Below are 20,427 nucleotides of genomic sequence, written 5' to 3'. Positions count from 1 at the left end.
GCTACTTGGCCGCCTTCGTAATCGCTTCGCGAAGATCCTGCGGGCTGAACAGTACGGGATTGTCGATTTCCTGGCCGTTCAGTTTCACCGTCGGCGTATGGTTGATCTTCTGCGCGTCGATGACCTTCTTGCTGTACGCGAGCTGCGCGTCGGCGTTCTTCCCCGAGGTGACGCACTGGTCGAAGCCGGGCGCGGTCACCCCGGCCTCCTTGCCCCAGCTCTTCAGCTGGTCGGGCGTGAAGCCGGCTTCGGTCTCGGACGGCTGGTTCTGGTAGAGCAGGTCGTGGAAGGCCACCCACTGCTTGCCGTCGGCGACGCACCGGGCGGCGTTGCCCGCGCGTACGGAGTTGGACTTGGTCGGCTCCTGCGAGAAGATCGTGATCGGGTGGTAGACGACCTTGGCCTTGCCCTCCGCGGCGAGGTTCTTGAAGGTCTGGCCGCTGACGCGTTCCAGCTCCTTGCAGGCGGGACACTGGAAGTCCTCGTAGATGTCGACCACGGGCTTGGTGACGCCCTGGTTGGCCATCACGACCGAGCCGTCGGGCTGCACCGTGACCGACGCGAGCGCGCCGGCGGCCTGCTCCGACTGCGAGTTGCTGGCCGCGTACCACCAGCCGAGCCCGACGGAGGCCACCGCGACCGCTCCCGCGGTCACGTACGTGGCGATGCGCCGGCGCCTGTCGCGCAGGCGTGCCTCCGCCTGCTGCTCCCTGATCTTCTCGCGCGCCGACTTCGTCTTGGTGCGCTCAGCCTTGCTCATCGTCGTCATCCCCTTCATCACGATTATCGCCCCCCAGTCCGAGGGCACCGTCGAGCGCGAACCGGCCCGGCGGGAAACGCGCAGCCCAGGCGCCGAGCAGCACGAGCCCGAAGTCGCGCAGGATGTCGAGCAAGTACGTCGGCTCCTCCCCTACCCCCAGCTGGCCACCGCCACCGAAGCAGCCGCAGTCGATCCGCAGGCCGTGCGCCCAGGCCCAGGCGATGCCGAAGACGAAGGCGAACATGAGCAGCCCGGCGATCACCGCGGCCACCCTGGTCAGCAGACCGACGACCAGCAGCAGGCCGACGACGATCTCCAGGATCGGCAGGGTGTAGCCCACCGTGACGGCGATCGACTCGGGCAGCAGCTGGTAAGCCTTGACCGCCACGACCGAGTCGGCCGGGTTGCCGATCTTCAGCCCACCCGCCGCGATCAGCACCCCGCCCAGGACCAGCCGGGCAACGGTCGTCACCCAGGGTATCGCCGAAAACTCACTGCGTGACGATAGTGACGCGTCCACACGCCATCTCCTCTTTCTCTGCACCGGGATGGGCACAGTACCGGGAATCCATCTGACCACGCGGCGGATAAGCATCGGCTAAGCCGTGTTTCTTGCGGGAATTACACACCCGAGTTAAAGTTTACTCATGCAAGTAACTGTCACGGGCTCCGCCAGAAGGGCGCAGATCGTGACGGCCACCATCGCCACGATCGCCGAGCTCGGCTACCACCAGGCGTCGTTCGCCCGGATCGCCGCGCGTGCCGGGCTCAGCAGCACGCGCCTGATCTCGTACCACTTCGAGGGCAAGGACGAGCTGATCGGCCAGGTGATCGCGACGATCCACGAGCGGCTCTCGGCGTTCATGACCGAGCGGGTGAGCGCCCGGCGCACGGCCGGCGCGGCGCTGGAGACGTACATCCGCTCGATGGTGGAGTACATCGGCGAGCACCGCGCCGAGATGCGCGCCGCCACGGAGATCCTCCTCAACTCGACCACAGGCCCGCCGGCGCCGTCCCCCGTCGAGCGGCTGCTGGCCTGGGGGCAGGAGAGCGGCGAGTTCGGGGCGTTCCACGTGCGGGTGACCGCGATGGCGCTCCAGCGGGCGCTCGACGGGCTGCCGTCCCTGCTGGAGGCCGACCCGGACGCCGACCCGGCCGAGTACGCCGACGAGCTGGCCGGGCTGTTCGCCAGGGCGGTACGGGCATGAGCGGGCGATCAACCGAACGCAGCCGGGTTCACGGTGGTGGCGGGCCCGAGGCGCACGTGAACCTGGCCTCGCCCCAGTCGGCGTGGTCGTTGCCGTTCCCGTCGCCGCCGTCCCCGGCCACCAGGTCCACGTAGCGGGCGCCCGACAGGTCGGCGCTCAGCTCGTACGGCGCGTCGGCGGCCCGCAGGACCGGGCTGCGCGCCTTCTCCACGCCGTCCGCCACCACGGCGAACTGCACGGACCCCCGCGTGGCCTGCACGTCGTCGACCCCGGCGAACGCCGTGAACCCCGTGCACGCGCCACCCAGGTAGAAGCGGATCTTGGCCGGCGCGTGCGTCCCGAGCCCCTTGGCGAACGTCCGCCCGCCGATGACGATCGGGCCACCGTCGGCCTCGCCGGTGTCGCCGTTGGACCGGTCGCGCTCCACGGGCCCCCAGCCGTTGTCCGCGCCGACCCACTCCAGGTCGCTCGCGTAGGCGTCCCCGCCCGGCGGCGGGGGCAGGGTGCGCACGGTCGCGGACGCGGTGAGCCGCTTGGCCACCCCTCCGGCGGTGTAGCCGGCGGCGGCCCCGAGCCGGAAGCTGCCGAAGGCGTCGGCGGGCGGGGTGACCCGCCAGGTCGTGGTCAGCTTCCCGCCGGGCCCGACGGTGCCGCTGCCGTCCCCGGCGGCCGTCCACCCGTCCGGGACGTCCAGCGTCACCCGCACGTCCGTGGCCGGCGCGTCCTCCAGATTCGTGAACGTGGTGACGACCTCGTTGGCCGTCCCCTGCTCGAAGACGGCGGCGGGCGCCACGTCCAGCGACGCGCACGCCTGCGCCTCCGGCGCGGCGCCGAGGTCGGTCACGGAGAAGTCGTCGAGCACGAAGTCGGCCCCGGCCTGTTCGGCCTTGAGCGAGCGCAGCCCGACCCACACGTCGCCGCACCCGGCGACCACCCGCTCCTCGAACGTCGCCGTGCTCCGCCGCTCGGGGATGGGCGTGCGCCGGGTCTCGACGCCGGCGCCGCCCTTGTCGTAGCCGGTGACCCACGCGTACGTGCCCGCCTGCGCGCTCTGGTAGGCGAAGGACACCTCGTACGCGTGCCCCGGCTCGAACCGGGCGGTCCACGGCAGCGTGCGGTAGATGAGCCCCTGGCGCTCCTCGTGCGCCTTCAGCGACCAGTCGCCGCTCAGCACGTCGTCGATCGTCTTGCCGTTCCACCCGGCCTGCGTGTACGGCTCGTGCCGCTCGGAAAGGTGCGTGCGCGCGTCGAACGACCCGCCCGCGTCCCCCTTCACGAACGGCCCCCAGCCGGGCTCGGCCGACTCGAACGTCTCCACCGTGCCGGCCGGCTCCCGCTCGAACACCCGCACGTCGTCCACCCGCACGTCCCCGTCGGCGGCGGCGGCCGTGATCCGCAGGGTGGCCGACGGGCCGGGCGCGGTGAAGGTCACCGCGGCCCGCTGGAAGAAGGTGTCGTGCTTCTCGTCGGAGGCGATGTAGTTCCTGGCCGTGGACCGGCTGACCGTCACCGCCCGCCCGGCGACCTCCAGCGTCGTCTCGCGGGTCCTGCCCGGCTCGACCTCGACGAAGGCGGAGGCGGAGTACGTGCGGCCGGGCCGCAGGCCCGTCAGCCGCTGCTCCAGCCTCGCCCGCGCCCCGCCGCCGAGCAGCGCCACCCGCTGGCCCAGGTCGTTCCGCCGGACGCTCACGGGGCCCGTGACGGTCCATCCGGCGAGCCGGTCGCCGTTGAAACCGGGGTCGCGCACGCCGCTGCCCTGCCCCCAGCCCGGGTCCGCCCGCCCGGGCGCCCCGCCGGGGTGGAGCACGTACGGCACGCCCGCCTCCGCCCGTAACGTGATCTTCCCGTGGTCCGGGGTGACCGTGCCGGCGGCCACGCGGCCCTGGTCGGTGAGCCGGTAGACGGTCATCGGCCGGTCGGCGTCCCAGGTCGTGACCCCTCCGGCGGGGTTGTAGTGGTAGTACTTGCCCTGCCACGGCAGCAGGTAGGCGCCCCCGTCGAGCACCTTGTGCCCGCCGGCGAACAGCTCGCGCCTGCCGTCGCGGTACGTGCCGCGCACGCCGCCGGTGAAGACGATCTCGTCCGGGCTCCAGTCCATGATCTTGTAGTGCTGCAGGAACTTGGCCGGCAGGTTGTGCTCCCAGATGTTGCGGTAGAAGGCGGTGAAGTCGTTCTTCGCCTGCCAGCCCTCGAACTCGACGATGCGGGCGTTGCCCAGGATCGGGTGGGCGTTCCAGACGTCCTTCTCGTCGTTGCGGATGAACCGGATGATCTGGGAGTTCAGCCCCTTGTTGGTGACCCCGCCGTAGTCGAGGTCGTTGGCCCAGTGCGACCACAGGGACGAGCGTTCCAGCTTGTCCGACCACTCGGTGCTCACCTGCCAGCCCTGCTCGCGCAGCTCGGCCAGCGTGCGGTCGGCGACCCAGCCGAACGGCCTGAAGACGTCCACGTACAGCACCGCGAGGTTGCGGTCGGTCTCGGCGCGCAGCTGCGCGAAGCGCCCGGCCAGGGTGCCCCTGGTGAGGTCGCCGCGCTGGTCGATCAGGTACGCCTGGTCGAGCCAGTTCCAGCCCTTGGCGCGCTTGTCGACGAGTTGCTCGCTGAAGTTCCTGGCCTCGGGGTAGGACTCGGTGGCGTTGACGTGCGCGCCGAACGTGGCGTTCCAGCCCCTGCCGGCCTTGAGCAGCGTGTTCAGGTCCTTCAGCCCGCCCGCGCGCCGGTTGTGGTTGCCGCCGTGGTCGGGGTGCGCCGCGTCGTGGCCCTCCGACTGGTAGCCCTTGAGCAGCGCGAGCTGCCCGAGGCCGTCGGTGGCCAGGGAGATGCGCTTGACGTCGTCCAAGGTGCGCAGGAACGGGTGCGTGGCCTGGCTGGAGAAGTTGAAGGGGATGTGCGTGACCACGCGGTCCCTGGTCTGCTCGGCGCCGGGCGCCCTGACGGCGATGCTCCTGAACGCCACCGCGCCGTCCTGCCAGTCGAGCGCCCCGTCGCCGTTGGCCTCGGGCGTGACCACGACCTTGGCCCAGGGCTGCTCCTCGGTGAACGGCGAGCCGGTCGCGCGGTGCGTCCACTGGCCGCTCCACACACCCACGGTGACCGTGCCGGCGGCGTCCTTCCTGGCCTGGTGCCAGAGCCTGGCGGCGTCCCGGTCGGTGACGCCCGAGGGGCGGTCGTAGGTGGAGTTCGTCTCGACGGCGGCGGCCAGCCGGTCGGTGTTCACGATCGCGTACGTGGCCCCGACCGGATTCTCGTCGGGCGCGGTGCCCGCGGTGACCTGGGCGAAGACGTCGGCGGTGCGGGTCGAGTCGGGATCCAGCCGGGTGAACGCGCTCGCCGCGCCCGGCTGCGCGCTCGACACCGAGACCAGGTCGTGGCCGGGCAGGTCGATGGTGTTGACCCGGAACGCCTCGGTGTCGGCCACCGAGTCGATCCTGAACGTCGCCACCCGGCCCTTGACCCCGATGCTCGCCCCGAGCGCGACGCCGTCGAGGCCGGGGAAGGTCAGCCGGTAGTGGGCGGTCGCGCCGTCGTTCCCGGTCAGCGCCACGGTCGCGGCCCGCGCCTGGCCGTTGAGCACGACGGCGGGCACGCCCGCGCCGCCGCCGAGCGTGGCGCCGCTCGCCCGGTCGGTGTAGCCCAGGACGCGCGGGAAGTCCGGGTCGAGCTCCACGCGCAGCGCCGGCGACGAGATCGCGATCGGGCGGGCCACGCGCGCCGGCCTGGGCGGCTCGTTCTGCGCGGTGGGGCCGGGCGGCGGCGCGCCGGTCGAGGGCGCCTGCGGGGAGGGTAACTCGTAGGTCGGGGTGGGCGACGGAGTGGCCGCCGGTTCGGGATCGTCGGCGGAGGCCGGTGCGGTCATGGCCGTGACCGCGAGTGCGAGGGCCGCTGCGAAGGTGACGGGACTGGGACGCATCGGTGTCCTTTCGGGGTCATGCGTCACACCGCTTCGGGGCCCCGATCATCACCCGCCCCGGACCGCGCGCCAAGGACTTTGCCCGCCAGATCCTGAAATTTCGTCAAATGAGCGGTAAAGCTCTGTTGGGACCTTCCCCGGCGCACGCCGGTGAAGGTCCTTCCGAGAGAACGAGCAGCAGAAGGCGCGGGGCCTCAGCGGCGCACGCCCCGGGCCATGTCCCCGGCCAGGGCGGCGATGGCGGCCCGGCCCTCGGCCTCGTCGGGCGCGTCGAGGATGCGGCGGATGAACGCCGACCCCACGATCACCCCATCGGCGTAGGTCGCCACCTCGGCCGCCTGCGCGCCCGTGCCCACGCCGAGGCCGACGCACACCGGCAGGTCCGTGTGCGCCCGGGTCCGCTCGACCAGGCCCTCGGCGGCGACGTTGACGCTCTCCCTGGCGCCGGTGACGCCCATCAGCGAGGCCGCGTACACGAAGCCCGTGCAGCAGTCGACGACGGCCTTGATGCGCTGCTCGGTCGAGCTGGGCGCCACCAGGAACACCGTGTCGATGCCCGCGGACGCCGACGCCGCCCGCCACGGCTCCGACTCCTCGGGCGTCAGGTCGGGCGTGATGGTGCCCACGCCGCCCGCGTCGGCGAGGTCGCGGGCGAAGCGCTCGGCGCCGTACTTGTCGATGGGGTTCCAGTACGTCATGACGAGCGTGGCGGCGCCGGTCGCGGCGACGCCCTCGACCGTCCGCAGGACGTCGGCGATGCGCGTGCCGTTGACCAGCGAGCGGTGCACCGCGTCCTGGATCGTCGGCCCGTCCATGAGCGGGTCGGAGTAGGGCAGGCCGATCTCGATGACGTCGCAGCCGGCCTCCACCAGGGCCGCGGCCGCGGCGACGTCGCCTCCCTTGGAGGGGAAGCCCGCGGGCAGGTAGCCGACGAGCGCGGCCCGGTTGTCCGCCTTCGCCTTGGCGAAAACCGTCTGAAGAGTCGTCATGTCTGTCCGTTTCGAAGGTCGAGTCCCACCAGTTATCCCCCGGCGCGAGGCCCCGCGCCGGGGTGGTGGCTCGTCAGAGGTTGAAGTATTTCATCGCCGTGCCCATGTCTTTGTCGCCCCGCCCGGAGAGGTTGACCAGGATGGTGGCCTCGGGGCCGAGCTCGCGGCCCAGCTCCAGCGCGCCCGCCAGGGCGTGGGAGGACTCGATGGCCGGGATGATGCCCTCGGTCCTGGCCAGCAGCGAGAACGCGGCCATCGCCTGGTCGTCGGTGACGCCGTGGTAGGTGGCGCGGCCCGAGTCCTTCAGCCAGGCGTGCTCGGGGCCGACGCCCGGGTAGTCGAGCCCGGCCGAGATCGAGTGGGACTCGATGGTCTGGCCCTCGTCGTCCTGCAGCACGTAGGTGCGCGAGCCGTGCAGCACGCCGACCGAGCCGGCGGTGAGCGTGAGCGCGTGCTCGCCGGACTCCAGGCCGTGCCCGGCGGCCTCGTAGCCGTGCAGCTGCACGCCCTCGTCGCCGATGAACGCGTGGAAGATGCCGATCGCGTTGCTGCCGCCGCCGACCGCCGCGCACACCGCGTCGGGCAGGCCGCCGGTCAGCTCCTGGATCTGGCGGCGGGCCTCGACGCCGATGATGCGCGCGAAGTCGCGCACGATCTCGGGGAACGGGTGGGGCCCGGCGACCGTGCCGAACAGGTAGTGGGTGGTGTCGACGTTGGTCACCCAGTCGCGGAACGCCTCGTTGATGGCGTCCTTCAGCGTCTGGGAGCCGTTGGTCACCGGCACCACGGTGGCGCCGAGCAGCTTCATCCTGGCGACGTTGAGCGCCTGGCGCTCGCAGTCGACCGCGCCCATGTAGATCACGCACTCCAGGCCGAGCAGGGCGGCCGCGGTCGCGGTGGCCACGCCGTGCTGGCCCGCGCCGGTCTCGGCGATCACGCGCTTCTTGCCCAGCCGCTTGGTCAGCAGGGCCTGGCCGAGCACATTGTTGATCTTGTGGGCGCCGGTGTGGGTGAGGTCCTCGCGCTTGAGCACGATCCGGGCGCCGCCGGCCCGCTCGCTGAAGCGCGGCACGTCGGTCAGCGTGGTCGGCCGGCCCGCGTACGTGCGCAGCAGATGGTCGAACTCGCGCAGGAACTCCGCGTCGTTCTTGGCCTTCTCGTAGACCGCGGCCACCTCGTCGAGCGCCGGGATGAGCGCCTCGGGGACGAACCGGCCACCGAAGATGCCGAACTTGCCGTGCACGTCGGGGTCGTCGCCGTGCGGGCCGTTGCCCGCCAGGTCGGCGGCGGTCAGGATGGAGCCTTCGTGTGCCACTGCTATCCCTCTGCTGAGTGGTCGGGGCGCGTCGACGGATGGGCGCCGGCGGTCACCAGGGCCTCCACTGCCTTGCGCGGGTCCTTGCCGGTGACCAGGCTCTCCCCCACCAGGACGGCGTCGGCGCCGGCCCTGGCGTAGGCGAGCAGGTCATGCGGGCCACGCACGCCCGACTCGGCAACCTTGATCACATTATCGGGGATCTTGGGCGCCAGCTTCGTGAAGACCTCGCGATCGACTTCGAGTGTCTTCAGGTTGCGGGCGTTGATCCCGATGACCCGGGCGCCGGCGGCGACCGCCCGCTCAAGCTCCTCGTCGGTGTGCACCTCGACCAGCGGGGTGAGCCCGATCGACTCGGCCCGCTCGATCAGCGACACCAGCGCCTCCTGCTCCAGGCAGACGACCATCAGTAGCGCCAGGTCGGCGCCGTGGGCCCTGGCCTCCCAGAGCTGGTAGGAGGTGAGGATGAAGTCTTTACGCAGGATCGGGATGTCGACCCGGGCGCGCACCGCCGCCAGGTCGTCGAGGCTGCCGCCGAACTTGCGGCGCTCGGTCAGCACGCTGATGACGTGGGCGCCGCCCTCTTCGTAGTCGGCGGCCAGCGCGGCCGGGTCGGCGATGGCGGCCAGCGCGCCCTTGGACGGGCTCGACCGCTTGACCTCGGCGATCACCGAGATCCTGTCGCCCCCGAGGGCGGCCATCGCGTCTCTGGGAGCGTGGGCGCGCTCGGCCCGCCGCTTGAGCTCGTCAATGGACACGGCCTGCTGTCGTGCGGCGAGGTCGGCGCGCACCCCGTCGAGGATGTCGTCGAGGACACTCGGCCCTTCCGTCCGCTCACTCACGCGCTTGAGGTCCCTCCGGTCGACTGTGGGGGTGGCGGAGAGTTCGCGTCGCGTCCGCTCTCTGCCTTGTCCTGCGATGGTATCGGCCCGCACGGGGTCACCTCACCACAGGCCCCCCAAGTGGCAGGCCCTACGGAGCGAGGAACGCCCCGAACGGCAGGTTACGGACGACCCAGTAGACCACGACGAGGGTGAGGAACGCCCACAGCCACGCCGGATGGGCGAGCGTGGTGCGTCTCGGCCTGCCCTGCCAGGCGCGTACGACCCATCTCCCCCACCAGAACAGCAGGAACGGAATCATGGCCACGGCGAGAGGGTTCATCCCGAGCGCGGTGGCCGGGTCGAGATGGGCGAGCGCGTGGATGGTGCGCAGCGTGCCGCACCCCGGGCAGTAGAGGTGAGTGAGATACAGGAACGGGCAGGTCGGGTAGTGGCCCGGCTGGTTGGGGTCCACCATCCCGACGAACGCGAACACGGCACCCGTCGCGCCCGCAACACCGAGCGGCGCGAGCAGGCCCTTGAGGCGTGCCGTGCCGCGTCGCCCGGTTGTTGCGATGCTCATGCCCTCAGTATCCGCCTTCCGGCTCAGTAGCTCGAGCTCGGGACGCTCGCGGCGGCCAGGAGGACGAACACCACGACGTAGAAGATGACGACCAGCACCCACCAGATGGCGCCGGCGATGAGGGACCGCTTCCACCAGGTCTTGGCCTCCTCGCTCGCGAGCGCGGCGCCCTGGTAGTCGCCGACCTGCCACTTCGAGTTGACCTGCGTGGACTTGACGATCGACACGATGCCCAGCGGGAGGCAGCAGAACAGGGTGGTCAGGATGGCCGCCACCAGGTGGTTGTCCGGCGGGTTGCCGCCGGCCGGGGGCTGCTGGCCGTAACCGCCGTAGCCGCCACCGCTGGGGGGCTGCTGGCCGTAACCACCGCCGCTCGGGGGCTGCTGGCCATAGCCACCGCCGCTGGGGGGCTGCTGACCGTAGCCACCGCCGTAGCCGCCACCGCTGGGGGGCTGCTGGCCATAGCCGCCACCGCTCGGGGGCTGCTGGCCGTAACCACCGCCGCTCGGGGGCTGCTGACCGTAGCCGCCACCGGGCGGCTGCGAGCCATAGCCACCGTCGCCCTGGTTTCCGTAACTCATGAATGACCTCTCATGTCGTCATCTATGGCGAGTTGCGCGCGGCAGCCTAGCGAGATTACGCCCCCTACGTGGAAGAACGTCCATTTTGCGGACAATTCGTAATCGGACCGCAAGCGGCTCGTCACGGTGCGGCCACGCTCGCGGAGGGTTACCGACCGGTCAGTAGTCGTACGAGGACGACGTGGCGGCGGCGCTCAGCCCGATCATGGACAGGATGAGTCCGCCGAAGATGATCCAGCACAGCACCCAGATCACGACCGTGATGTAGGACGTGACCAGGCCGCCGACGGCCATGCCCGAGCCCTCCTCGCCGGTCTTCTTGATCCGGTTGAGGGCGATGTGGCCGAGGATCACGCCCGGGATGCTGGTGAGGCCGCAGAAGATCAGGCCGATGATGCCCAGGACGAGCGAGGCGACCGCCATGCCGTTGGTGGACCTGGGCTGCTGGGGCGGCATGCCGTAGCCGTAGCCCTGCTGGCCGTAGCTGGGCGGCTGCTGGCCATAACCGCCCGCGCTCGGGGGCTGCTGGCCGTAGCCGAGGGGCTGCTCGTAGCTGGGCGGCTGCTCGCCGTATCCGCCCTGACCGTAGCCGCCCCCGCTGGTCGGCTGCTGGCCGTAGCCGCCTCCGGCCGGGGGCTGCTGGCCGTACCCGCCCCCGTAGCTGGGCGGTTGCTGGCCGTACCCGCCGCTCCCGCTGGGGGGCTGCTGGCCGTATCCTCCACCGGGCTGCTGCGCGCCGTAGCCGCCGCTACCGCCCTGATCCCCGTAGCTCATGCGCTTGGCTCCTAAGTGTTCGTGGCGAGTTGCAACGGCAGCTTATTGAGGAAACGTTTGCCAAGCAGACACAGGTTCAGAACAGTAAAGAAATCGTCATAGCGGCGGGTCCGCCCCCGGGGGTGGTCAGCGGGAGTCGGTGGGGTCGTCGCCGCGGTCGAGCGCGTCCCACAGCGCCCTGTCGTCCTTCACCTCGGCGCGGGCCTTGCCGGCCCCCCTGTCGTAGCGCGCCGACATCCCCGCCCACCTGCCGCCGCGCACGATCGCGACGATCCCGCCGGCGGTCACCAGGACCGCCCCGGCGGCCGTGACCGCCGGCCAGAGCGGGGCGATCTCCCAGGGCAGGTCGGCGGCGCCGCGCAGGACGTTCTGCTCGCGCAGCCAGCCGGTGACGGTGTCGCCGGCCAGCGCGGCCCACGTCCCGGCCGCCGCGCCCAGCCCGCACAGGGCGATCAGCGCCCCGACGACGCGGCGCCCCACGCCCTTGGTGGCCAGCACCGCCACGACCCCGGCCAGCGCGGCCAGGGCGACGGGGGTCAGCACGGGGCTGAGCCCGCCTCCGGTGGGCGCCGTCACCCCCGCCTCCAGGATCCGCGCCCAGGCCTGGCCCGCGCCGAACAGCACGAGCGCGCACCCCAGAACGGTCGCCCCGACCCAGCCCCACAGCTCTCTGTGCCCCATGCGGCCTGCTATCCGAGCGGGATCTCGAGTTGGTCGGCGTCGAAGCACGTGCGGTCCCCGGTGTGGCACGCGCCGTCGACCTGGTCGACCTTGACGAGGACGGCGTCGCCGTCGCAGTCGAGCGCCACCGCCTTGACGTGCTGGACGTGGCCGGAGGTGTCGCCCTTCACCCAGAGCTCGGCGCGGCTGCGGGACCAGTAGGTGGCCCGGCCGGTGGTGAGCGTCCGATGCAGCGCCTCGTCGTTCATCCAGGCCAGCATGAGCACCTCGCCGGTGTCGTGCTGCTGGGCGATGGCGGCGACCAGGCCGTCGGAGTCGCGCTTCAACCGCGCGGCGATCTTGGGGTCCAGGGACATGCCTCCATTCAACCAGCCTGCCCGCGCGCCCGGCACGACCGGTCAGGAGCGCGCCGCGGAGACCCACGACGCGTGCAGGTCGGCGTACACGCCCGGCTCGGCCACCAGCTCGGCGTGCGGGCCGCGCTGCACCAGGCGGCCCGCGTCGAAGACCAGGACCTCGTCGGCGTTCTCCGCCGTCGACAGGCGGTGCGCGATCGAGACGGCCGTACGGCCCCGCGTGACGCCCTCCAGCGCCCGCGCCAGCCGTACCTCCGTGGCCGGGTCCACCGCCGAGGTGGCCTCGTCCAGCAGGAGCAGGTCGGGGTCGGCCAGGTACGCCCGCGCCAGCGCGACGAGCTGCCGCTCACCCGCAGAGAGGGACTCGCCGCGCTGGCCCACGGGGGTGTCCAGCCCGGCGGGCAGTCCCTCCAGCCAGTCGGCCAGACCCAGCTCGGTCATCGCCAGCCGGATCTCCTCGACCGTGGCCGACGGCTTGCCGAAGCGGACGTTCTCCTCCAGCGTCCCGTCGAACAGGAAGCCGTCCTGCGGCACCATGACGATGCGCTCGCGCAGGGAGGAGAAGCGGACGTCGCGCAGGTCGTGGCCGTCCACCGTGACGCGGCCCGCCGCCGGGTCCATGAGGCGGGTCAGGAGCTTGGCGAACGTGGTCTTGCCCGACCCCGTCTCCCCCACCACCGCCACCCGCGAGCGCGGCGGGATGTCCACCGTGAGCTCGCGCAGCACGGGCGCGCCGCCGGGATAGGAGAAGTGCACGTTCTCGAAGGCGACCGAGATGGGGCCGCGGGGCAGGGTCACGCCCTTGTCGCCGGGGTCGGCCACGTCGGGCGGCGTGTCGAGCACGCCCAGGATGCGCCGCCAGCCGGCGATGGCGTTCTGGGCCTCGTTCAGCACCTCGGTGGCCGTCTGCAGCGGCGAGACGAACAGGGTGACCAGGAACAGGAACGCCACCAGCTGCCCCTGCGTGATGTCGCCCGACAGGCCGAGCCGCACGCCGAGCAGCACGATCCCGGCGATGGCGACGGCGGCCACGATCTCGGTCAGGGGGAAGACGAAGCCGACGATGGTCTGCGCCCTGACCTGGGCGCCGCGGTTGGCGTCCACGGCCGTGTCGATGCGCTCGGCGGTGCGGCGCTCGGAGGCGTACGCCCTGATGACGGTGGCCCCGACGACGGACTCGCTGACCGCGGCCAGCATGTCGCCGGTGCGCTCGCGCACGATCGTGTACGCCCGCGACAGCAGCCGCTGGAAGCGCGGCAGCGCGATCATCAGCGGGATGAAGCAGACCCAGACGAGCAGCGTGAGCTGCCAGGAGTAGACGAACATGAGCACGGTCGCCACGAACAGCTGCCCGAACGCCACGATGATCATCAGCCCGCCCCATTGCATGAACGCGCTGATCTGGTCGATGTCGTTGGTGACGCGGGAGACCAGGGCGCCGCGCCGCTCGGTGTTCTGGGTGAGCACCGACAGGTCGTGCACGTGGCGGAAGCCGCGCACGCGCAGGGTCGCCAGGGACGACTCGGTGGCCTTGTAGAGGCGGACATTCATGATGTACGCGGCGAGGGCCGTGAGCAGCACCGCGGCCGCACAGATAATCACAGCCGTGGTGATGTACGGAATGTCCGGCGAACTGCCCTTGAGCCCCGTGTCGATCGTCTGCTGGACCGCGATCGGCACGATGATCTTGCCGATGGTCGCGACGACGGCCAGCGCCAGCGTGCCCGCCAGCCCCTTGCGGAACTCGGGCGTGAGCGAGAGCCCCTGCCGGATCGTGGCCAGCGCCGAACGTTCGGCGTTGCCCTGGATGCTCCGCACCGTCATGCGCTGACCTCTTCTTCCTCTTCTGCCTGCACCTCGATGGCGGCGCGCTCGGCCTCCTCGCGCTCGTAGGCGGTCACCAGGTTGCGGTAGCCCTCGCAGCGCTCCAGCAGCTCGTCGTGCGTCCCGCGGTCCACGACGCGGCCGTGGTCGAGGTAGACCACCTCGTCGGCCAGGGCGATCGTGGCCATCCGGTAGGCGACGACCACGACGGTCGACGCCTGGGCGGCGTCCCTCAGCCCGTACAGGATCTTGGCCTCCACCTGCGGGTCCACGCTGGAGGTGGCGTCGTCGAGGATGAGCAGGCGCGGCCGGCGCACGACCGCGCGGGCCAGCGCGAGGCGCTGGCGCTGGCCGCCGGACAGCGTCGCGCCGCGCTCGCCGACCCGCGTGTCGAGCCCGTCGCCGAGCCTGGCCACGAACCCGTCGGCCTGGGCCAGCCGCAGGGCCGCCCACACGTCCTCGTCGGGGGTCTCCAGCCCGAGCGCGATGTTGCCGCGCACGCTGTCGTCGAACAGGAACGTCTGCTGCGGCACCAGCGCCACCGACTCGGCGATGCCGCCGTAGGCCACCTCGCGCAGGTCCACGCCGTCGAGCAGCACCTGTCCCGCGCCGGGGTCCACGAGCCGGACGAGCAGCTGCACGAGCGTGGACTTGCCCGATCCGGTGGGCCCGACCAGGGCGACGGTACGGCCGGCGGGCACGTCGAAGGTGACGTCGTGCAGCACCTCGGCCTCGCCGTAGGCGTACGAGACGTCCGAGACCTCCAGCGCGGCGGGGGCGGCCGAGGCCGGGGCGCTCGCGCCGCCGTACTCCATGGAGCCGGTGGCCTCCAGCACGGCCTGCACCCGCTGCCAGCCGACGACGCTGCGCGGCAGCTCGGCCAGCACCCACCCGAGCGCCCTGATCGGGAAGGACAGCAACGTGAACAGGTACGCCACCTGCACCAGGTCGCCGGAGTCGATCGCGCCGGCAGACAACCGCGTCGCGCCGACGGCGAGCACCGCGAGCACGCCGATCGTGGGCAGCGCCTCCAGCAGCGGGTCGAACAGCCCGCGCACGCGCCCGACCGCGATGTTGGCGTCGCGCAGCTCGTGGGCGCGCCGCCGGAACCGGTCGGTCTCCAGCTCCTCCCTGCCGAGCGTCTTGACAACGAGCGCGCCGTCGAAGCTCTCGTGCGCGATCTCGCTGACCTCGGCGCGCAGCTGCTGCGCGCGGGTGGCGAGCGGGCTGAGCTTGCGCTGATAAATCAGGTTAAGTACGGCGATAGCCGGAAAGATCAGGAACCCCACCAGCGCGAGCACGAGATCCGTGAACAGCATCGCGATCGCCGCCGTGAACAGCATGACGATCACGCCGACGGCCATCGGCAGCGGCGCGAGCGGCGCCCAGGCGGCCTCGGCGTCGGCGCTGGCGTTCGACAGGAGCTGCCCGGTCGGGTGCCGGTGGTGCCAGGACAGCGGCAGCCTCAGGTACTGCTTGGTCACGTCCCTGCGTGACCTGGCCTGCATGCGGTACTGCATGACCCCCGCCAGGATGCGGCGCCCGGCCACGCCGACCGCCTTGAGCAGCGCCGTCCCGACGATGAGGAGCACTCCCGTCCAGAGCGCCCCCGATGCGACGCGGCCCGACCCGAAGGCCGGCAGCACCACGTTCTGCGTCGCCCAGCCCAGCGCCCACGCGGAAGCGACGGTCATGCCGCCGTAGACCGCGCTGGCCAGCACCGCCAGCGCGAACACCGCCTTCTCCGTGCGAATGGCCACCCCAAGGACACGCAGCCCTTGACGCATCACGGCCGAGGTGACCTTGGTCGCCACGCGGTACGTTTCCCTTCAAATCGGCTATATCTGCCTAAGTCACTATCACTTCCGATAAGCACGTTATTCCCACGGGTAGGGTTGGCCACGTGACGTACGCTCGCGACGAACGCTCCGCGCTCTGCGATCTGTTCGACCGCCTCGGCCCCGACGCCCCCACGCTCTGCACGGGCTGGACCACCTACGACCTGGCCGCCCACCTCGTGCTGCGCGAGCGCAGGCCCGACGCGATGGGCGGCATCGCGCTCAAGCCCCTCGCCGGCTACACCGCCTCGGTCCAGGACGGCCTCAAGGCCCGGCACCCCTACCCCGAGCTGGTCGATCTGGCGCGCAGGCCGGGCGGCGTCTACGGGCTGCTGCCCTTCCTCGACGACGCCGTCAACACGCTCGAATACTTCGTCCACCACGAGGACGTCCGCCGCGCCCAGCCGTCCTGGGAGCCCCGCGAGCTGTCCGACGACTTCGAACGGCTCATCTGGAAGCGGGTCGCCTCCGGAGCCCGGCTGATGCTGCGCAAGGCGCCGGTGGGCGTGGTGCTGCACCGGCTCGGCGGCGGCGTGGCGCTCGGCGGCCCCCGCGGCGGCGCGCGGGTCGAGGTCACCGGCAGGGCGGCCGAGCTGCTCATGTTCTGCTTCGGGCGGCAGCGGCACGCCAGGGTCGAGCTGACCGGCGATCCGGAGGCCACCGACGGGCTCCGCGACGCCTCCCTCGGCGTCTAGGTGATCCAGACGACCTATCACGGAAATCCCGGTGAACTAGGGGCTCACGCCAGACCTTCTGCGCTTACCATTGGCTCAGTAAGGAAGCCCCCCGGTTAGGATCATGTACATCTTCACAGAAGATGCCGATGATCGCCCAGATCCGGGTATATACGGCTGGGAATGGACTGCAGGAGGCCCCCATGCAGGTCAAGAAGGTGATCACCTACGTGGCTGTCGCGTTCGTGGTGTTCTACCTGTTCACCAAGCCGACCCAGGCTGCGGCGGCGGTCAACGGAGTGTTTGAAGGCATCCTTCACGGAGCCGACCAATTGGCTGTGTTCTTTACAAATGTTCTGACCTGACGCGAGGCTTCTGTCTGCGCCAGATGCTTCCCCGCGCTGCCGGATCGTGTTACGCAGGCAGGATGAGAGATCGCCCGAGCGGCAACAAGATCAATCAGCTCGATCCCAACGTGCGGCGGATCCTTGAGCGAACCGAGCTCGAGGGCATCGAGCTGATCCGTTTTCTGTACGCCGACCACGGCGGCGTCATCCGGGGCAAGGCCGCGTCCCGGTCGCGGTTGGCCGAACGGCTCAGCACGGGCATCGGGCACACGGTGGCCATGATGGCGATGAACATGCTCGACCAGCTCCAGGACGTCGAGCACATGGGTCCGGTGGGCGAGGTCCGCATTGTCCCCGACCCCGCCACCTACGTCCCGTTGCCTCACGCACCGGGCGCGGCGGCGATGCTGTCCGACCTGTGCCTGCCGGACGGCACGCCGTGGGGCGCCTGCGCGCGCACCTTCCTCAAGGACGCCGTCGCCGAGCTCGCCACCGAGGGCTACACGCTGGTGGCGGCGTTCGAGCCGGAGTTCACGCTGGGCCGCCGCCTGCCCGACCCGGCCGGCGGTCCCGACCGGCTGGTCCCGCTCGACGACTCGCTGTGCTACGCCAACGTCGGCTTCGACACGGCCCACGACTACACGATCAAGCTCATCCGCGCCCTGGAGACGCAGGGGCTGCGGGTCGAGCACTACCATCCCGAGCTGGGGCCCGGCCAGCAGGAGCTGTCCGTGCGCCACGCGCCCGCGCTGCGCGCGGCCGACAACCACGTCCTCTACCGCGAGACCGTGCGCGGGACGGCGCTGCGCATGCAGATGTGGGCCACGCTGGCCCCCAAACCGCTGGCCGACCAGGCGGGCAACGGCGCCCACCTGCATCTGTCCCTGTGGAACGACAACCGCAACGTCTTCGCCGAGGACGGCGAGGTGCGCGACGGGTTCATCGGCGGCCTGATGGCCCACCTGCCCGGCCTGACGGCGCTGACCTGCGGGAGCGTCAACAGCTTCCGGCGGCTGGCGCCCCGCATGTGGTCGAGCGCCTACGCCGTCTACGGGCCCGACAACCGGGAGGCCGCGGTACGCGTGTGCTCCCCGCTCGGCGAGAGCGGCGAGCCCAACCTGGAGTTCAAGCCGTCCGACTCCTCCGCCAACCCGTACCTGTCGCTCGGGGCCGTCATCCACGCCGGCCTGGACGGCATCCGGCGCAAGCTGGACCCGGGGCCCGCCGTGGACGTGGACCCGGACACGCGGCCCGGCCGGTACACCCGCCTGCCCGCGTCGCTGGACGAGGCGCTGGACGCGCTGGAGGCCGACGAGGTGCTCATGGAGGCGCTGGGGCCGCTGCGGCGCAGCGCGTACCTGGCGGTGAAGCGCTCGGAGGCGGCGGCGTTCGCCGCGAAGGACGTGGCGTACGAGTTGTTCCACCACCTGCGGGTCTTCTGACGGATGCGCGCAGGCGGGCCTCCGGACCCGCCCACGCGCGTGACGCCCGCCCCCGGCGGGCTAGCGGACCGGGTGGCCCGCCAGCCGGAGCGTGTCCTTGACCTCGGAGATCTTGAGCGTGCCGAAGTGGAACACCGACGCCGCGAGCACCGCGTCGGCGCCCGCCGCCACCGCCGGAGGGAAGTCCTCCAGCCGCCCGGCGCCGCCACTGGCGATCACCGGCACCCGCACCGCGGCGCGGACCGCCCGCAACATCTCCAGGTCGTAGCCGTCGAGCGTGCCGTCGCCGTCCATCGAGTTGAGCAGGATCTCACCCACCCCGAGCTCCTCGCCGCGGGCCGCCCACTCCACCGCGTCGATCCCGGTGCCGCGGCGACCGCCGTGCGTGGTCACCTCGAACCCGCTGGGGGTGCCGGGCGCGCGGCGGGCGTCCACGGACAGCACGACGCACTGGGCGCCGAACCGCCGGGACGCCTCCGTGAGCAGCTCGGGCCGGGCGATGGCCGCCGTGTTGAGCGACACCTTGTCGGCCCCGGCCCGCAGCAGGCGGTTGACATCCTCCACCGCACGCACGCCGCCGCCGACGGTGAGCGGGATGAACACCTGCTCGGCGGTCCTGCGCACCACGTCGAGCATGGTCTCCCGCTCGCCGGACGAGGCAGTGATGTCGAGGAAGGTCAGCTCGTCGGCGCCCTCCTCGTCATAGCGCCTGGCCAGCTCGACCGGGTCGCCCGCGTCGCGGAGGTTCTCGAAGTTGATCCCCTTGACCACGCGGCCGGCGTCCACGTCGAGACAGGGGATGACTCTTACGGCTACGGTCATGCTCGGTGTGCCTCGATTTCGATCTCGACCAGCATTCTCGGGTCGACCAGCCCGGCCACCCTGACTCCGGTGCAGGCGGGGCGCACCTTGCCGAAGACCTCGCCGATGGCCTGCCCGACGAGGTCGAAGTGGCGCTGCTCCACCACATAGTAACGGACCATGACCACGTCATCGCTGGTCAGGCCGCCCATCAGGACGGCCTCCAGCGCGATGTCGATCGCGGTCAGGCTCTGTCTGTAGGCGTCGCCGACATGGCGCACCTCTCCGTCGACCGTCGCGGTGCAGCCGGACACGATCACCCGGTCACCCGCCACGACGGCGCGGGCGTAGCCGTACCTCTCCTCCCAGATGCCGCCGGAGAACACCCTGCGCCCGGCGCTTTCCATACCAAAGATGCTGACGCTCATCTCGCCCCCTCCCGGCAAGAGCTACACGCGTACTGCGGCAAGCGCGTCTTCCAGTGTGAACGCGTGAGCGTAGAGCGCCTTACCCACGATGGCGCCCTCCAGCCCATCGGGGACGAGGGAGGCGAGCGCGACCAGGTCGTCGACGGACGAGACGCCGCCGCTGGCCACGACGGGCCGGTCGGTGCGCGCCAGGATCCGGCGGTAGAGGTCGAGGTTGGGGCCCTTGAGCATGCCGTCCTTGGTCACGTCGGTGACGACGTAGCGGGGGCAGCCGTCGGCCTCCAGGCGGTCGAGGACCTCCCACAGGTCACCGGCCTCCTCGGTCCAGCCGCGGGCGGCCAGCGTGGTGCCGCGCACGTCGAGCCCGACCGCGATCTTGTCGCCGTGCTCGGCGATGACCTTCCGGCACCATTCGGGATTCTCCAGAGCGGCGGTGCCGATGTTGACCCGGCGGCAGCCGGTGGCCAGCGCGGCGGTGAGGGAGTCGTCGTCGCGGATGCCGCCGGACAGCTCCACGTTCACGTCGAGCCGTCCGATGACGCCGGCGAGCAGCTCCCGGTTGGTGCCCCGGCCGAACGCGGCGTCCAGGTCGACCAGATGGATCCACTCGGCGCCCGCCTCCTGCCAGGCCAGCGCGGCGGCCAGCGGCTCGCCGTAGCCGGTCTCGGTACCGGCCTCGCCCTGCACCAGGCGTACGGCCTGGCCGTCGACGACGTCCACGGCGGGCAGCAATACGAGCGACATTCAGATCCTCCGGTCGAAAGCGAGGGTCACGACAACGGGCACCAGCAGCAGGGAGAAGACCAGGACGGCGAGGCTGAGCGGGAAGGAGCCCCACACCAGCCACACGATGGCCTGGACGAACAGGAAGCTCAGCGCGACCACGATGTTCTGGGCGCGATGGCGGCGGGCGAGCAGGCCGCCCTGGCGGTAGAACCGCACCGGGCGCGGGGTCAGCCGGGTCACGAGGGCGCGGCGGCGGGCCCGGCGGGCCTGCCGCTCCTCGTTGGCCCGGATCGCGCGCGCCCGCTCCGCCTCCCGCTCGGCCCGGCGGCGCGCGCGTTCCTTGCTCATGAGAGCCCGGATCGGGTGGGC

General features: G+C 71.5%; 21 protein-coding genes. 4 read left to right on the top strand and 17 right to left on the bottom strand.

Annotated elements, in window-relative coordinates; genetic code table 11:
* Position 1 precedes the first annotated feature (1 nt).
* Complete coding sequence (locus ACIBQ1_RS01310; RefSeq protein WP_397273928.1) at positions 2-760, bottom strand: DsbA family protein; 759 nt, start codon at positions 758-760, stop codon at positions 2-4.
* On the bottom strand, positions 747-1,232 hold the full coding sequence (locus ACIBQ1_RS01305) for a MauE/DoxX family redox-associated membrane protein (protein WP_397273927.1): 486 nt from the start codon (positions 1,230-1,232) through the stop codon (positions 747-749). The genes ACIBQ1_RS01310 and ACIBQ1_RS01305 overlap by 14 nt, the downstream gene beginning before the upstream one ends.
* 175 nt (positions 1,233-1,407) lie before the next feature.
* Between ACIBQ1_RS01305 and ACIBQ1_RS01300 the strand changes: the two genes are divergently transcribed.
* Positions 1,408-1,968 carry a TetR/AcrR family transcriptional regulator gene (locus tag ACIBQ1_RS01300; RefSeq protein WP_397273926.1) on the top strand — a complete coding sequence of 187 codons (561 nt, stop codon included), beginning with the start codon at positions 1,408-1,410 and terminating at the stop codon, positions 1,966-1,968.
* A 28-nt stretch (positions 1,969-1,996) separates the two neighbouring features.
* Here ACIBQ1_RS01300 and ACIBQ1_RS01295 read toward each other — a convergent pair whose 3' ends face one another.
* The 11 genes from ACIBQ1_RS01295 to ACIBQ1_RS01245 form a co-directional block, all read right to left on the bottom strand.
* A complete protein-coding gene (locus ACIBQ1_RS01295; RefSeq protein ID WP_397273925.1) occupies positions 1,997-5,878 on the bottom strand; it encodes an endo-alpha-N-acetylgalactosaminidase family protein in 3,882 nt (1,293 codons plus the stop codon).
* Positions 5,879-6,072: 194 nt separating this feature from the next.
* A complete protein-coding gene (gene trpA / locus ACIBQ1_RS01290) occupies positions 6,073-6,867 on the bottom strand; it encodes a tryptophan synthase subunit alpha (RefSeq protein ID WP_355364780.1) in 795 nt (264 codons plus the stop codon).
* A gap of 73 nt (positions 6,868-6,940) precedes the next feature.
* Positions 6,941-8,164 (bottom strand): tryptophan synthase subunit beta, encoded by a 1,224-nt coding sequence (gene trpB, locus ACIBQ1_RS01285; protein WP_397274541.1) that lies wholly within the window; start codon positions 8,162-8,164, stop codon positions 6,941-6,943.
* Between the two features lie 20 nt (positions 8,165-8,184).
* Positions 8,185-9,024: an indole-3-glycerol phosphate synthase TrpC gene (gene trpC, locus ACIBQ1_RS01280; RefSeq protein ID WP_397273924.1), complete on the bottom strand. Its 840-nt coding sequence runs from the start codon at positions 9,022-9,024 to the stop codon at positions 8,185-8,187.
* A gap of 130 nt (positions 9,025-9,154) precedes the next feature.
* Positions 9,155-9,586, bottom strand: coding sequence for a DUF2752 domain-containing protein (locus ACIBQ1_RS01275; RefSeq protein WP_397273923.1), 432 nt, complete (start codon positions 9,584-9,586; stop codon positions 9,155-9,157).
* A gap of 23 nt (positions 9,587-9,609) precedes the next feature.
* The gene (locus tag ACIBQ1_RS01270; protein ID WP_397273922.1) at positions 9,610-10,167 is read right to left on the bottom strand and encodes a CD225/dispanin family protein; all 558 of its coding nucleotides are present in this window, start codon (positions 10,165-10,167) and stop codon (positions 9,610-9,612) included.
* Positions 10,168-10,326: 159 nt separating this feature from the next.
* On the bottom strand, positions 10,327-10,941 hold the full coding sequence (locus tag ACIBQ1_RS01265) for a DUF4190 domain-containing protein (RefSeq protein ID WP_397273921.1): 615 nt from the start codon (positions 10,939-10,941) through the stop codon (positions 10,327-10,329).
* Between the two features lie 126 nt (positions 10,942-11,067).
* On the bottom strand, positions 11,068-11,622 hold the full coding sequence (locus ACIBQ1_RS01260; RefSeq protein WP_397273920.1) for a Trp biosynthesis-associated membrane protein: 555 nt from the start codon (positions 11,620-11,622) through the stop codon (positions 11,068-11,070).
* A gap of 8 nt (positions 11,623-11,630) precedes the next feature.
* A complete protein-coding gene (gene hisI / locus ACIBQ1_RS01255; RefSeq protein WP_397273919.1) occupies positions 11,631-11,978 on the bottom strand; it encodes a phosphoribosyl-AMP cyclohydrolase in 348 nt (115 codons plus the stop codon).
* Between the two features lie 42 nt (positions 11,979-12,020).
* On the bottom strand, positions 12,021-13,802 hold the full coding sequence (locus ACIBQ1_RS01250; RefSeq protein ID WP_397273918.1) for an ABC transporter ATP-binding protein: 1,782 nt from the start codon (positions 13,800-13,802) through the stop codon (positions 12,021-12,023).
* Positions 13,799-15,589 (bottom strand): ABC transporter ATP-binding protein, encoded by a 1,791-nt coding sequence (locus ACIBQ1_RS01245; protein WP_397274540.1) that lies wholly within the window; start codon positions 15,587-15,589, stop codon positions 13,799-13,801. Before ACIBQ1_RS01245 ends, ACIBQ1_RS01250 begins: the two co-directional genes overlap by 4 nt.
* A gap of 116 nt (positions 15,590-15,705) precedes the next feature.
* Here ACIBQ1_RS01245 and ACIBQ1_RS01240 point away from each other — a divergent pair, with 116 nt between their 5' ends.
* The 3 genes from ACIBQ1_RS01240 to ACIBQ1_RS01230 all read left to right on the top strand — a co-directional run bounded on the left by ACIBQ1_RS01240 (position 15,706) and on the right by ACIBQ1_RS01230 (position 18,103).
* Entirely contained in the window at positions 15,706-16,335 is a 630-nt protein-coding gene (locus ACIBQ1_RS01240; protein WP_397273917.1) for a TIGR03085 family metal-binding protein, read from the top strand.
* Between the two features lie 128 nt (positions 16,336-16,463).
* On the top strand, positions 16,464-16,679 hold the full coding sequence (locus ACIBQ1_RS01235) for a hypothetical protein (RefSeq protein ID WP_185079467.1): 216 nt from the start codon (positions 16,464-16,466) through the stop codon (positions 16,677-16,679).
* 62 nt (positions 16,680-16,741) lie between these two features.
* A complete protein-coding gene (locus ACIBQ1_RS01230; RefSeq protein ID WP_397273916.1) occupies positions 16,742-18,103 on the top strand; it encodes a glutamine synthetase family protein in 1,362 nt (453 codons plus the stop codon).
* A 60-nt stretch (positions 18,104-18,163) separates the two neighbouring features.
* Here the strand turns inward: ACIBQ1_RS01230 and hisF are convergent, their stop codons facing one another.
* The 4 genes from hisF to ACIBQ1_RS01210 are packed head-to-tail and all read right to left on the bottom strand — an operon-like array spanning position 18,164 to position 20,406.
* On the bottom strand, positions 18,164-18,925 hold the full coding sequence (hisF, locus tag ACIBQ1_RS01225) for an imidazole glycerol phosphate synthase subunit HisF (protein ID WP_355364810.1): 762 nt from the start codon (positions 18,923-18,925) through the stop codon (positions 18,164-18,166).
* The gene (locus tag ACIBQ1_RS01220) at positions 18,922-19,311 is read right to left on the bottom strand and encodes a Rid family hydrolase (protein WP_397273915.1); all 390 of its coding nucleotides are present in this window, start codon (positions 19,309-19,311) and stop codon (positions 18,922-18,924) included. The genes hisF and ACIBQ1_RS01220 overlap by 4 nt, the downstream gene beginning before the upstream one ends.
* A gap of 42 nt (positions 19,312-19,353) precedes the next feature.
* Positions 19,354-20,076, bottom strand: a complete 723-nt coding sequence (gene priA, locus ACIBQ1_RS01215; RefSeq protein WP_397273914.1) for a bifunctional 1-(5-phosphoribosyl)-5-((5-phosphoribosylamino)methylideneamino)imidazole-4-carboxamide isomerase/phosphoribosylanthranilate isomerase PriA — start codon at positions 20,074-20,076, stop codon at positions 19,354-19,356.
* The gene (locus tag ACIBQ1_RS01210) at positions 20,077-20,406 is read right to left on the bottom strand and encodes a hypothetical protein (protein ID WP_397273913.1); all 330 of its coding nucleotides are present in this window, start codon (positions 20,404-20,406) and stop codon (positions 20,077-20,079) included. It lies immediately after the preceding gene.
* Positions 20,407-20,427: the final 21 nt, after the last annotated feature.

The organism is Nonomuraea sp. NPDC050153 (assembly GCF_044460125.1).
GTDB lineage: Bacteria > Actinomycetota > Actinomycetes > Streptosporangiales > Streptosporangiaceae > Nonomuraea.
Note: the sequence above shows the minus strand (reverse complement) of the source record. Positions and strands in the feature narration are given on the sequence as shown.